Source organism: Ligilactobacillus sp. LYQ139 (assembly GCF_045033025.1).
Classification (GTDB): Bacteria; Bacillota; Bacilli; order Lactobacillales; family Lactobacillaceae; genus Ligilactobacillus.
This window is the reverse complement of sequence record NZ_JBJFZW010000004.1, coordinates 56,129-69,664: the sequence shown is the minus strand read 5'-3', so window position 1 is coordinate 69,664 and position 13,536 is coordinate 56,129. Positions and strand designations below refer to the sequence as shown.

The following is a 13,536-nucleotide window of genomic DNA, read 5'->3' as shown; positions in this document are numbered from 1 at the left end:
ATTTTAATGACGTAATTACTAAGGCGGGGTCGTGACGGTGGTCATGACCCCGATTTAGTTAGGAATCTTAACTGGACGGTGGAGAAAGATAATGAAAAAAGAGAAGCACGTTCTGGCATGGACGATAACCGTAGTTTTGATTTTGATCACAGGAATTAGTGTTGTGGTTGTTCACCGTGCAAGCCGGGAAAATAATATTCGCATGGCTCGTCAAGCGCGTCTTGACCGGCGTCTTGACCGACGAATTGCTCATCAAAAACGGCTTCAAAAGAAAGCAATGCGCCAAAATATCCAGTGGAATCAGCCATCAATGACAATTCCATATCCAAATGTTTCTCGGGAGATGAAACGCCAGACGACGATATTAGCCCGCGCACAAAAAAAGAAGGGTTCGGCCCAGCGGACTTATTTGAGAAAAAAACTTAATCGGGATAATCGACACACCGTTTGGTTATTGGTATCAACTAAACGGCAGCGAGTTTTTGTAATGGAAGGACCGTATCCGGTGTATACAATGTATGCATCAATTGGGAAAAATTATCAGAACGGAACAAAGCAAAACGAGACGGTTCTTGGCTTTGCTCATATTACCCGGAGAGGCGGGCAGTTTTTTGATCCGCAATTGAATCAGGGGACTAGCGGATGGTTAATTTATTCGACGGGGCAAAGCCAAGGACAAATTAAGTCCATTCCGTTATCACAAAAGGGTCACCCGTTAAAAAGGGGTTTGTGGCGCTTTGGTTCAACCAAATTATCGAAAAAACATAACCACCGGAATAATGGGGCTATTTATGTGTCTGTCCCTGATGCTCAGTGGCTTAGTAGAAACATTAAGCCTGGGACCCAGATTATTGTTAACGATTACCAATCAGATAGTATTGCACAGTACTGGAATCAATTTTAAAATTGCATAACAAGCTTGGGGCGTAAGGTGTAATTTTCTAATTCGAGCCAAAATAAACAAGCGTAGTGAAAGCATAGCGTGATTTGCTTAGTTTGCTGCTTTCATTGCGCTTGTTTTTACTTTATCTTGTTTTTTACGGGTTACTCACTGGTAATTACGACTTTAGTACCCGTTGGAACAGCAGTATGGAACCATTTAGCATCGGCTACGGATAACCGAATGCAGCCGTGTGATCCTGGATGCTTTCCGAGCTTTTTGGCTTCCTTGACGTTGTATTGGCCGTTTGCTTTAGTGGGAACGGAGTGAAAAAGGTAAACCCCATTTCCCTTCCATGAAACATAGTAATTAGCGCCTTCACCAAGTTTGTTATTGAAGAAGGAATCTCCCCGAACGTTTTGAATGTGAAACGTGCCTGTTGGGGTGGTGCTGACCATTTTATGGTTCTTTGGATTACGCTGGTATACCCCACCCGAACAATACATTGTATAAATCACTTTTTTACCGGACATGATGTAGACCCTGCACTTTTTTAGTGCAACTTTAATCCATAGCTTTTTAGTGGTTTCGAGGTTAGGGTATGCGATCGTTTCGGATGGTTTGTGCCAGTTAATTGGTGTCCGCATGTGGTGGCTGACGGTTGTTGCGCGGACAAGTGGTGTTGTTAAAGTAATAACCGAAGTGCTACTCCCGCCGATGGTCAAACCAATGCAACCGGCCACCAATAATGGTAAAAATTTTTTCATTTTCTTTAATCCTCCTTTGGATACCCCTTATTAATGTGCTGATTTAACGGGCTGGGGATTACCCTAGAGCGATTGTTACTTTGGTATGATCCGGAAGGTTCTGGTACAACCATTGTGCGTCCGTTTTTGTTAACCAGATGCTCCCGTCCGTTACGTTCTTTTTCCCGATTGCTTTGTTTTTCTTAGCGTTGTAGTTTCCACTTAAGTTTGTCGGACCAGTGCGGAAATATAAGGTTGTCCCGTTGTGGTTAGTAAATGCGATGTTGAAGTGGTAACCTTGCTGGTTGTTAACAAGTGGTTCTTGCTTATCCCCCGTAGTAAAATTTCCGCTCGGCGTCTTACTAGTAGGCTCTTCGTTATTTGGATTGCTGGTAAGTGTCCCGGCGGACGCATACATCGTGTAGACTGGATGGTTATTGCTCATCACGTAGACCCGTTTTTTCCTAATGTTTACTAGTAAGGAAAGATTATGAACGTGCTTTAAATCCGGGTACTCCTTTGTTTCTGAGGATTGCTGCCAATTAATTGGTTGGCGCATGTCTTTGGGAGTGGGAAATGCAATCCGTTGTTGCTTATTGACCGGTGTCCTCGGGGTAGAATGGTGTGTTGTTTGCTTGGTTGAATGAACGATTACGTGTGGGCGGGACGATTGTGTCGGGTGGTGGGTGAGACCGTAGCCGAGAAGTCCGCCCCCAAGAATAATTAATCCGAGTGCTCCAATCAGGAGAACTGGCTTGCGTAAATTGGTCTTCATATTACTAATCTCCGTTCGTTTTTACTATTATTTAGTACTATAGATAAATTAGCCGGAACGGCTAGAAAAGTCAATTTTTACCAGCAATGATTGCATTTCGCCGAATTATCGGGTAGAATACCGCATGATTTAAACTAGCCCAGGAGGATTCAGCATGGAGATTAAGGTGGCAACGTTTATCGATCAGGTAACGGCGGGAATGACGCAAGAAACGGTCACCGCTGGTGTTGAGGAGTACGCACGGTTGGGCAGTGAAAGGGTGGCCGCTGTCTTAGTTGATGGATTGACCAAGCATGTGGTAAAGAACGAACTGGTCCAAAGCAGCGTGACAACGCAATTTGCGGGGGAGCAAGTGACACTGCGATTAGAGACGGGAATCATTAATTTGCCGGCTGAAAATATTACAAAGGTTGCTAATTTTTTTGATGATCCGGATGAAAGTGTTCCGGTTAATGCGTATCTGGTTGTTAAATCATCCGCAATCAACCGTTCGGGATTACGAATTGATAAGGTGGCTTCTGTTGCGGCGGTTTTAAGCGCTCCTAACGACGTAATCGCTAAGTTAACTATAATGCTCGCTGAAAAACAAGCGGTAATTGAGAAAAACGTGGCAACTGAAAAGTGATAGAATGGGGCTAGAAAAGATTTACGGGTAAAAGCCCGAAAAGAAATGGGGAATGACCTGTGCCAGGTGGTCCGGCGATAATTGACCTAGTTACTGTACTTATTGTGTTTTACTTTGCTGCCTTCTTTGTGGCGGCAGAATTTGCGTTGGTATCGGTGCGGAAAACAGCCCTGGAGAGTCGGCTTGAAAGCGGGCAGGGAAGTGCACGAAAACTTAAAATGGCCTTGCAGATGGTGTCTAACCTAAACGAGTATCTTTCAACCACGCAAGTGGGGGTTTCACTAGCGGGAATCCTCTTAGGATGGATTGGTGCCGACGGGTTGGCAACGTTTTTTGGTCGTCTTTTAGGACTGGCGCATGTTAACCACACGACAGCCGTTGCGGTTAGTTCAGCCCTTGGTGTCTTATTATTAACGTACCTTGAAGTGGTGTTAACGGAGATTGTTCCCAAAAACATCAGCATCGATAAGCCGATGAAAATGATGATGTTTGTTGTAACGCCACTCCATTATTTCCATGTCTTATTTTACCCGTTTGTATGGTTATTAAACGTTTCGGCATCGACGATTGTTAAGTGGTTAGGGCTTCCGCCGGCTGGGAAAGAAGAGGATGCGTTGTCGCAAAACGAAATTCTCAACCTATCGCGGAATGCTGTTTCGGGGGGGACCCTTGAAAAGAACGACTACGTGTACATGCAACGGGCGTTTGACTTGAATGATAAGGTTGCTAAGGACGTTATGGTGGACCGGACAAGCCTTGAAGTCGTTGACATTAATAGTACTGTTCAGGAGGTTATTAACCGGTACCTGCAAGATGGTTTTAGCCGGTTCCCAGTTGTTGCACAAAATGATAAGGACAAGATCCTTGGGTACGTCTACATCTATGACATGATCAGGCAGGCGCAGGTTGACGCCCAACTGCCCGTTAGCCGGCTTTTACGGACAATCATAAGTGTACCGGAAGTTACCCCGATTCAGGAGCTTCTCCAGCAGATGATTAAACGGCAAACCCCGATTGTCGTTGTTCTGGATGAGTATGGCGGAACGAGTGGGATCGTAACTGACAAGGATATCTACGAAGAACTCTTTGGGACCGTCAAGGATGAAATTGACGATGTTTCTGCTGAAGACATTATAAAAAACGACGACGGGACTTATCAGGTATCCGGGAAGACAACGTTGTATGACTTTGAACGATTCTTTAAGTTTCGGAGTAAGGACTTCTTGGAATCGGAAAGCGTAACGGTAGCTGGCTATTTACTTGAAAATTACCAGCAGATTAAACAGGGGACAAAGGTTCGGATTGGACCATTTGAACTGGAAGTAACGAAGTTTGAGCGGAACTTCATTGAGTGGGTTACTGTGCGGCGGCTCCCCGCAGATGAGGTGCACGAAGATGATGGGGATGCATCGGTTCTCCCACTAGACAAATGATGCGTAGATTGGCGGTTGCAGCGGGGCAACCGCTTTATTTGTAAAAAGGTAAGGTGAGCATAATGGAACGGATTTTACCGCTAGAACGGGGAATTAACCTCCGTGAGCTTGGTGGATACGAAACAGCGGATGGGCGGCATGTTCGGTGGCATAAGCTAATGCGGAGCGGCCATCTCGGTGAATTGAGTAAGGCGGACGAGGCTACCCTTAAAGCTGCTGGTTTACGACAAGTTGTTGATCTCCGTGAGGAAGCTGAAACCATTGTGGTTCCCGACCGGCCGATGCACGGGGTGTCCTTCCACCACATGTCCGTTTATCCGTTCACCAATCAGCTTTCCCAAAACGTCGGCTTTGCCCGGATGGCGCGACTAAACCGTGTGGGGTTAAGTCTTGCCGGGCAGGCCTATGCCCAGATGTTGACGGATCCGCATGCCCTTGGTGTTTGGCGCGAACTCTTTGTAATCTTATTAAAAAACCGGCGGCGACATCAGGCAGTCTTGTTCCACTGCACGGCGGGAAAGGACCGCACGGGGGTGGCTGCGTTTTTGGTTTTAAATGCGCTGGGTGTGCGGCGAGCGGATATTTTGCGGGATTACATGCTGACTAACCTGACGTTCAGTTCGCTTTCGCCCTCGGAGTTAAACGAGCTATTGGTGCCAGGACAGGATGCTGCTCTGGTAAACGAAATGAATAAACAACCAATGGTTAGTGAACAAGATTTTAAGGTGATGGAGTTGACAATTCAATTGATGGCGGGGGATTTTATGGCGTACCTAACAAATATCGTGGGAATTACGTCCCGACAGGTCGCCCGGCTCCGTAAGTTGTATTTAAACTAATACGGCATAATTTGCGAACTATTTTGTAAATAATAATGATATTAGCATTAGAATTGCCTTAGTTAGCCGAATTTACTTGCCAAACGTTCATCTTTCTTGTAGATTAGACGTTAAATAATTAATAAAGGAGACAGCGCAATGACAAATTGGGATACCAAGTTTGATAAAAAAGGATTTACTTTTGACGACGTCTTGTTAATTCCGGCGGAGAGCCATGTTTTGCCAAATGAGGTGGATTTGGGTGTCCAGTTGGCAAAGAATATCAAGCTGAATATCCCGATTATTAGTGCTGGGATGGACACTGTTACGGAATCGGCGATGGCCATTGCCATGGCCCGGCAAGGAGGCCTGGGTGTCATTCATAAAAACATGACAATTGACCGTCAGGTTGATGAGGTGCGGAAGGTTAAGCGATCCGAAAACGGCGTTATTATTAATCCATTCTTCTTGACTCCTGACCGGGCCGTTAGCGAAGCAGAAGCGCTAATGAGCAAGTATCATATTAGCGGGGTGCCGGTGGTTAACAATGCGACGGATAAGAAGTTGGTGGGGATTATTACTAACCGGGATATTCGGTTTGTTAGCGATTACTCTGTTTCAATCGAAACTGTAATGAGTCCGGAAGAAGAGTTGATAACGGCACCGCAGGGAACGACCGTGCAAGAAGCACAGCAGATTCTTGAAGATAACAAGATTGAAAAGCTACCGATGGTTGATGATAAAGGACGGTTGACGGGGTTAATTACCCTTAAGGATATTGAGAAGGTCGTTGAGTTCCCGCATGCAGCTAAGGATAAGTACGGCCGACTTTTGGTTGCCGCTGCTGTTGGGGTAACGAGCGATACGTTTGACCGGGCAGCTGCTTTGCTTGATGCTGGAGCAGATGCACTGGTTATTGATACGGCCCACGGACATTCTGCTGGTGTTTTACGGAAAATTAAGGAAATTCGGGAGCATTTCCCGGACGCAACGCTGGTTGCGGGGAACGTTGCTACGGGTGAAGCAACCCGGGCTCTGTTTGAAGCGGGCGTTGATGTGGTTAAGGTTGGAATTGGCCCTGGGTCAATTTGTACAACCCGGATTGTGGCTGGGGTAGGAGTTCCCCAGTTAACGGCGGTTTATGATGCAGCAAGCGTTGCCCGCGAGTACGGGAAGCCGATTATTGCTGATGGGGGGATCAAGTACTCTGGTGACATTGTTAAGGCAATTGCGGCCGGCGGGAACGCTGTTATGTTGGGTTCAATGTTGGCCGGAACGGACGAAGCCCCGGGTGAAACGGAAATTTATCAGGGCCGGCGGTTCAAGACCTATCGTGGAATGGGGAGTTTAGGAGCCATGGACTCGACGCACGGTTCATCAGACCGGTACTTCCAAAGTGGAGTAAACGAGGCTAATAAACTCGTGCCGGAAGGGATTGAAGGTCGGGTTGCTTATAAGGGTAAGGTTGCTGACATGGTTTACCAATTATGTGGTGGCCTTCGAGCAGGAATGGGCTATTGTGGGGCCTCAAACCTCCAAGCTTTAATTGATAATGCTCAGTTTGTCCAGATTACTGGGGCTGGGTTGCGGGAATCACACCCCCACGACGTTCAGATTACTAAGGAAGCGCCGAACTATTCTCGGAAATAATCAAAGAAAAGACTAAATTAACTTAATTTTAAATAATAATAAAAACAAACCGGTTGGCCGACCAAACCCGCAATAGAACGGGGATGATGGTCTTCCGGTTTGTTTTTGTTTGGGAGATATAATCCGATCATTTCCCAGAGAGCGGATAAAATTTGCTATAATAAAGCCAACCGTCCACGTAATTCGTGGGTAAGTAAGGAGACGTGACGAATGAAAATTTTAGTTGTTGATGACGATAAGGAAATTGTTGAATTACTCGGCATTTACATCGAAAATGAAGGTTACGAAGTAGAAAAGGCCTACAATGGCCGGGAAGCCCTCACGAAGTTAAATACTAACCCGGATACTGCATTGATGATTCTTGATGTGATGATGCCAGAAATGGACGGGCTGGCTGTTATCCGGGAAGTACGGCGCGATTCGCAAATTCCGATTTTGATGCTTTCCGCAAAAACAGACGACCTAGACAAGATTCAGGGACTTGTTCAGGGAGCGGATGACTACGTAACGAAACCGTTTAACCCGCTGGAAGTTATGGCCCGGGTAAAGTCGCTTATGCGGCGGGCACAGCATGAGGTTAAGAACGACGAACCTGATAGGATTGAAGTGGGACCATTAATTATTAAAAAAGATTCTCACGAAGTTAAGACTGTAAACGGGAATAATATTCAGCTGACGGCCCTTGAGTTTGGAATTTTATATTTACTCGCAAGTTACCCGAACCGGGTATTTTCTGCCGATGAAATTTTTGAACGGGTTTGGCGCCAGGAATCAGTTGTTTCTGCCAAGACCGTAATGGTTCATGTTAGCCATTTGCGGGATAAGATTGAAGAAGCTACTGGTGGTGAAAAGGTGATTCAGACCGTTTGGGGCGTTGGTTACAAGATTGAGGCATAATACAAAAGAAAAATGAAGTTAAAGCTAACATCGCGGGAAAAAAGTGAGTTAGTTGGCGAGGGTGTCGTAACGTTAATTTTATCGTTGCTTCTTGAGACGTCCGTCTTTGTTATTCTTAACACGGCACTTTCTGCTGACCCACAGCTGCGGTCTGGGCTTTTTGCACTTAGAACGTCGTTTATCTTTGGAGCTAACCGGGCAACGATGCTTAGTTGGGGAACCATTTTTGTTTTGGTAATGATGGTGGTTAATTTTATCATTGTGCACTGGCGGCTAGTGCGACGAATGCATCAGATCGAGCTTCGTCATATTATTATGGAGCTGCACTACATTGGCGCGGGTCATTTTGAACACCGAATTCCGTTTGTTCTTAAGGGCCAGATGCAGCGGATTGTAACTAGTGTTAACACGTTAGTTGATAGTACGATTAACGCAATGGCTGAGGAACGGCGAATTGAACGGTCGAAGGATGAATTAATTGTAAATGTTAGTCATGATATTCGCACACCGTTAACCTCAATTATCGGGTATTTAGGATTAATTGAAGAAGGTCAGTATAAGGATGAAGATGACCTTCTGAAGTATACCCATACAGCTTACTTAAAAGCGAAGCAAATGAAGTCGCTGGTAGAGGATCTTTTTGAGTATACTAAGATCCAACAAACGGACAACCCGTTAAAACTAACAACAGTTAATCTGGGATCAATGCTTGACCAGTTAACGGCAAGTTTTGAGTTAGAGGCCGAAGAGAAGGGAATGGAATTAACTTCTAATGTTCCGGATAATCTCCGGGTTGAGGTTGACCCAGAAAAACTTGCGCGGGTTTTCAGCAATCTTATTACAAATGCGATTAAGTATGGGAAAGGCGGTAAGCACATCGTTGTGACGTGTCGCAAGCTCTCTTCCCAGGAAGTAATTGTTACCGTGGCTAATGATGGGGAACCAATTCCAGCTGGCGCCCTCCCTAAACTGTTTGATCGGTTTTACCGGGTTGAAGGTTCTCGTTCCCGGAAAACGGGGGGAACCGGATTGGGACTGGCTATTACGCAGGGAATTGTTAACCGGCACCACGGATATATTCAAGTAACGTCTGATAGTGAGTGGACAAAGTTTATGGTACACCTTCCATTTAATCATGCGGATAAGTTGCAACCACCACGAAAATAATGCTTAAGGGACTTAAAAGAAATGAAACGTTTTGGAATTATGGTAATGGAGATTGCGTTCCTCACCTTAATTGCGCTAGGAGGAGCGCTCCCTGCTAGTGCAGCGCGGACAGAGGGATTGCGTGTTAACCAAGCAAATGTGCGGGCCGCGATGGTTGTTGATAATCAGACTGGGCAGATTCTTGCGACGAAAAATAGTCGCCAGGTTGTTCCGATTGCTTCGTTAACCAAATTAGTAACGCTGTATATTGTGGTGCAACAGATTAAAACAGGGAAGCTCCGGTGGAATCAGCGGATTGTTGTTTCGAAGGCGGCAGCTGGATTAACTAAGGATAAAACGCTAATGAATGTTCCGCTGACTGCTGGGAAGAAGTACCGGGTTCGGGATCTTTTTCAGGCAGCTCTTGTTTGTTCTGCGAATGACGCGGCCCAAGCGCTCGCTGATGTTGTTTCTCATAATCATCCGGCGAGATTTGCGGCTATGATGCGAGCGCAGCTGTGCCGGTGGGGAATTAAGGATGCCAAGATGTATACCGCCAATGGCCTTGATAACGGTGACGATGGTGCTGACCGGATTGCGGGCGTTTCTAAAGCGGCGAAGGATCAGTTATCTGCACGTGATTTGGTAATTGTAACGCAACATTTGCTCCGCGCGGATCCCCAAATTTTAACGATGAGCCAACAACGACAGCTTACGTTTGCTGGCCGGCAGTATCAGGGTTCTAATCAGATGCTTCCGGGGGGGTCTGCAGCCGATCCGGCGTACCACGTTTTAGGATTAAAAACCGGGTCAACGAAGGCTGCGGGTCAATGCTTTGTTGGTGTTGTTGACGTAAAGGGTCGTCGGCTAATTACGGTTGTTTTGGGAGTACCTAATAAGGAGCAAAATGCCCGGTTTTCGGCAACTAAACAGTTACTTGATCAGGTAACCAATAATTATCGTGTTCAGCAAATCGCAGCCCACAAAACAGTTCGGGGGGCCCGCACAATTCGTGTTGTGGATGGACACAAATACCGGGTTAAGGTTGTTCCTCAACGGGGAACAGCAATTTGGGTGCACAAGGGAAGCCGGCTTCAAAAAAAGTTAACCCCCATAACAAGCTGTGCTAAAAATAATCAAGTCATAGCCCCAGTAGTTCGTTACCAACGAGTGGGAACCCTTAATGTAACTACTCAGGGACTGCAGCGAATGGATGGGACGTCAACGGTGAAGCTTCCGGTTGAAGCTACTCAGGCAACCACTCGAATTAGCTGGTGGGCTCGGTTGATACGCTCAATATAGGAGGAGAACGATGCGGGAAAAATTTACCCGGATATTTTATGGGGCAACGGTGCTATTAATGATTGCACTGTTTGTGGTAGCGGCACTTGGTTTTTTTCTTGGGCGAACGGTGATGCTACGGTGGCTTTCCCCGCTCGGATGGCTAACTCTTTGCGCAACAGGTGCAACTGGAATTATACGCCGACGGTTAACTGCACAGGAATGGGGGTTAATTATTGTCCTTGTGCTAATTATAATGATTAGTTGGTGGTTAGGTTAATTGGAGGTTTACGTGAAGGATAAACGAAAATGGCTAGTTGGTGGGGGAATTACCCTGATTATTATTTTAGGGATATTGGTTATTCACCAGTATTATCCCGATTTTAAATTGGGATTACCCCTGGGACGGATAGGTCTGCGGCAATTATTGCGCCACCATGGCCCGGTAAGTGCAGTAATTTTAATTTTATTGACCGCTGCAATGACGGCGGTTCCTGGTGTATCGAGTTCCATTGTGTGTGTGTTTAACGGAGTTGCATATGGCCCAATTATAGGGTTTCTAATGAACATCATTGGAATGGCGCTAGGAAATGGCGGCGTAATTATGACCCTTGATAGGCTTCCGGCCCAGGATAAAAGCCGTTCGCGAATTAATCTGCAAGCAACGGGTTACCCGGGAATGACCGCAATGTTGGGTTATATGATTCCAGTAATTCCGTCCGTATTGGTAAGTTACGCGGCGGTAAAAGCACGTCTTCAGATTTCTAAGATCATTATGGCGGTCGTCGGGGGAAGTTTACCGACCGCCTTCTTGTATGCCTTTGGTGGTGATGCTCTCTTACGGGGGAATTACCGGCGCTTATTAGTTGTTGGCGGCGGATTATTAATTTTGATTGCGGGGGTACTCCTTTTCCATCGGTTTCATCATACTACTCGCTGGTCTCGGTAAAGTAGATAGTAATTATTCGTTATGGATAATATTACAGAATGTTACAAAATAACGCTTATGTTACAAAATAACGCCGTTTAGTAATTTTACTGGCAAAACGCTGTTACATATGCCCCGTATACTTAAGGATAGTTATCCTAGCGGACTAGGAATAGATTAGTTGTAAATAAAAGGTTAGTTTACGGGAGTGAATGCAGTTTATGAAGTTAAACAAAGTTTTGATGTCAGTTGCAACGATGGCCGGGGTTGTAGCCGCTGGTTCAGTTGCTGCCAATGCTGATACTGTTACGGTTCAGCAGGGAGATACGGTTTGGGGCTTTGCTCAGGAAACTAATTCAACGGTTTCACAGATTGCGCAGCAGAACAACCTGCAAAATCCGAATTTGATTTTCGTTGGTCAACAGCTCCAGATTGGGCAGACCGTTCAGCAGGCTGATGCTCAGGCTCAGGCAAACGCAGAAGCTCAGGCCGCCGCTGCCCAGCAGGCTCAGGATGCTGCAGCTCAGGATGCTAAGGAACAGCAACAAGCTGCCGCAGCTCAGGCCCAGGCAAACGCAGAAGCTCAGGCCGCCGCTGCCCAGCAAGCTCAGGATGCTGCAGCTCAGGCTGCTAAGGAACAGCAACAAGCTGCCGCAGCTCAGGCTCAGGCCCAAGCGGCAGCTCAAGCACAGCAAGAGGCTCAACAGAAGGCTGCTGCGGAAGCTGCCCAGCAAAAAGCGCAGGCTGAAGCTAACGCCGCTGCTCAGCAGAAGCAAAGTGAGGAGCAACAGTACGCTCAACAGCAAAACCGGGTTAATTACAACAACGCTAACCGGACGGTTCAGCGGGTTGTTCGGTCCACTCAGGCTTCTGCTTCAACAAACAATACGTCATCGGATAATAATCTAGACGCTGCTAATGATGCTGCTCGGGCGTGGATCGTTGCGCGTGAGTCAGGTGGTAATTACAACGCTACGAACGGAAATTACTACGGAAAGTATCAGTTATCACGGTCATACCTGAACGGTGATTACTCACCGGCAAACCAAGATCGGGTTGCTAACCAGTATGTTTCAAGCCGGTACGGTTCATGGGTTAATGCCGAAAACCACTGGAAGCAGTGTGGTTGGTACTAAAACCAGATAAAAATAACACTGAAAACGAGAAGGCCAGATGACCTTCCCGTTTTTGTTTTATGGATTTTACTGGAACTATGAGCATTGGCGGGGTGTTTGCCAACTTATAATGAGAACTAAAACGATGAGAATAAGTGTGATGAGGTAGCTGATTCGAATTCCTGTTAATTCATGGTAACGATTGGTAACCATGATTAATGATCCTACCGAACTTCCTAAAGCGATAGCGATGTTTTGGGTCATTCGTTGAAGGGCACTCATGCTTCCCTGGAGGGTGAATCCTACAGCATGCATCAGAGCGGTAATATTGGCTGGCTGAAAGAACCCGCCACCGCTTCTGTAAATAAACAAGGCTAATGTGATAAATACCGGCGAAACCGTTGGCGGAAGAAGTAGCAAAACGATAAAGCTAATTAACATAATTCCGATTCCACTAAGGATAAACGTCCGGTTACGGGTCCCGTCGTTAATGTTGCCGGTAATCTTAGAAAAGATAGCGATACCAACAGGGGCACCAAGCACCAGGAGACCGGTAATCCCGGTGTTAACGTGCATAATGTTTTCAAATAAAAACGGCGGAAGAAGGAAGATCATTGCCGATGCAAAGCCAAACAGCATGGTTTGTGTTAGTAAAATAAGAGGCACTTTCCTGGTTAGGATTGTCATGTCAATTAACGGTGTGGTGCGGTGGTGTTCGATTTTAAACAGAATAAATGCAGTAATCCCCGCAACTCCGAGAAGGACCACCCCGGATAATCTTTCCGCTGGTTTTTCGAGGACGTTTAATCCTCCAAGGAGACTTACGATAAAAATGGCGTTGACGATAAATCCCCAGTAATCAATACCTTGTCCGGTGGTACGTTCTTGAATTTGACTATTAAGAATTGCCGCACAGATAATTCCGATTAGGGTAAACGGAACGTTAATTAAAAAGATTAGTCGCCATGATCCGAGGGCAAGAAGAATCCCGCCAAGCGAAGGTCCAAGAACTGGCCCCAGACCAATCATAATTCCCACTGTTCCAATGGCACGGTTTTGCCTTGCTGGTTGGATTAGGGTGGTGACTAGTGAAGCAGAGGTTGCCTGTAGTGCGGCTGCCCCGATTCCTTGAATAACGCGGAACAAGATGATGAGGGTAATGTTATTAGCAAGTTCGCATAAAAGTGATGCGGTCATAAACAGTCCCATAGTTGCGTATCCCGTGATTTGCAGCTATTAAAG

Annotated in this window: 14 protein-coding genes; 11 read left to right on the top strand and 3 right to left on the bottom strand. The window is 46.2% G+C overall.

Annotation, left to right across the window (positions count from 1 at the left end; all coding sequences use genetic code 11):
• Positions 1–91 precede the first annotated feature (91 nt).
• Complete coding sequence (locus ACI3E1_RS04775) at positions 92–904, top strand: L,D-transpeptidase (RefSeq protein ID WP_405024517.1); 813 nt, start codon at positions 92–94, stop codon at positions 902–904.
• Positions 905–1,044: 140 nt separating this feature from the next.
• Here the strand turns inward: ACI3E1_RS04775 and ACI3E1_RS04770 are convergent, their stop codons facing one another.
• Both ACI3E1_RS04770 and ACI3E1_RS04765 read right to left on the bottom strand, forming a co-directional pair.
• Positions 1,045–1,647: a L,D-transpeptidase gene (locus tag ACI3E1_RS04770; protein ID WP_405024516.1), complete on the bottom strand. Its 603-nt coding sequence runs from the start codon at positions 1,645–1,647 to the stop codon at positions 1,045–1,047.
• A 58-nt stretch (positions 1,648–1,705) separates the two neighbouring features.
• On the bottom strand, positions 1,706–2,401 hold the full coding sequence (locus tag ACI3E1_RS04765) for a L,D-transpeptidase (RefSeq protein WP_405024515.1): 696 nt from the start codon (positions 2,399–2,401) through the stop codon (positions 1,706–1,708).
• A gap of 154 nt (positions 2,402–2,555) precedes the next feature.
• On the opposite strand from ACI3E1_RS04765, the gene ACI3E1_RS04760 reads away from it, so the two are divergent.
• The 10 genes from ACI3E1_RS04760 (at position 2,556) to ACI3E1_RS04715 (ending at position 12,315) form a co-directional block, all read left to right on the top strand.
• Positions 2,556–3,026, top strand: a complete 471-nt coding sequence (locus ACI3E1_RS04760) for a hypothetical protein (RefSeq protein WP_405024514.1) — start codon at positions 2,556–2,558, stop codon at positions 3,024–3,026.
• A gap of 59 nt (positions 3,027–3,085) precedes the next feature.
• Complete coding sequence (locus ACI3E1_RS04755; protein WP_405024513.1) at positions 3,086–4,459, top strand: hemolysin family protein; 1,374 nt, start codon at positions 3,086–3,088, stop codon at positions 4,457–4,459.
• 62 nt (positions 4,460–4,521) lie between these two features.
• Positions 4,522–5,298 (top strand): tyrosine-protein phosphatase, encoded by a 777-nt coding sequence (locus ACI3E1_RS04750; RefSeq protein WP_405024512.1) that lies wholly within the window; start codon positions 4,522–4,524, stop codon positions 5,296–5,298.
• 138 nt (positions 5,299–5,436) lie between these two features.
• On the top strand, positions 5,437–6,927 hold the full coding sequence (guaB, locus tag ACI3E1_RS04745; RefSeq protein WP_405024511.1) for an IMP dehydrogenase: 1,491 nt from the start codon (positions 5,437–5,439) through the stop codon (positions 6,925–6,927).
• A 210-nt stretch (positions 6,928–7,137) separates the two neighbouring features.
• Positions 7,138–7,824, top strand: a complete 687-nt coding sequence (locus tag ACI3E1_RS04740; RefSeq protein WP_405024510.1) for a response regulator transcription factor — start codon at positions 7,138–7,140, stop codon at positions 7,822–7,824.
• Positions 7,825–7,836: 12 nt separating this feature from the next.
• The gene (locus ACI3E1_RS04735; RefSeq protein ID WP_405024509.1) at positions 7,837–8,991 is read left to right on the top strand and encodes a sensor histidine kinase; all 1,155 of its coding nucleotides are present in this window, start codon (positions 7,837–7,839) and stop codon (positions 8,989–8,991) included.
• A gap of 21 nt (positions 8,992–9,012) precedes the next feature.
• Positions 9,013–10,272 (top strand): D-alanyl-D-alanine carboxypeptidase family protein, encoded by a 1,260-nt coding sequence (locus ACI3E1_RS04730; RefSeq protein ID WP_405024508.1) that lies wholly within the window; start codon positions 9,013–9,015, stop codon positions 10,270–10,272.
• Between the two features lie 10 nt (positions 10,273–10,282).
• Positions 10,283–10,531 (top strand): hypothetical protein, encoded by a 249-nt coding sequence (locus tag ACI3E1_RS04725; protein WP_405024507.1) that lies wholly within the window; start codon positions 10,283–10,285, stop codon positions 10,529–10,531.
• A 12-nt stretch (positions 10,532–10,543) separates the two neighbouring features.
• On the top strand, positions 10,544–11,200 hold the full coding sequence (locus tag ACI3E1_RS04720; protein ID WP_405024506.1) for a TVP38/TMEM64 family protein: 657 nt from the start codon (positions 10,544–10,546) through the stop codon (positions 11,198–11,200).
• 200 nt (positions 11,201–11,400) lie between these two features.
• Complete coding sequence (locus tag ACI3E1_RS04715) at positions 11,401–12,315, top strand: LysM peptidoglycan-binding domain-containing protein (protein WP_405024505.1); 915 nt, start codon at positions 11,401–11,403, stop codon at positions 12,313–12,315.
• Positions 12,316–12,390: 75 nt separating this feature from the next.
• Here ACI3E1_RS04715 and ACI3E1_RS04710 read toward each other — a convergent pair whose 3' ends face one another.
• Entirely contained in the window at positions 12,391–13,503 is a 1,113-nt protein-coding gene (locus ACI3E1_RS04710; RefSeq protein ID WP_405024504.1) for an MFS transporter, read from the bottom strand.
• Between the last annotated feature and the right edge of the window lie 33 nt (positions 13,504–13,536).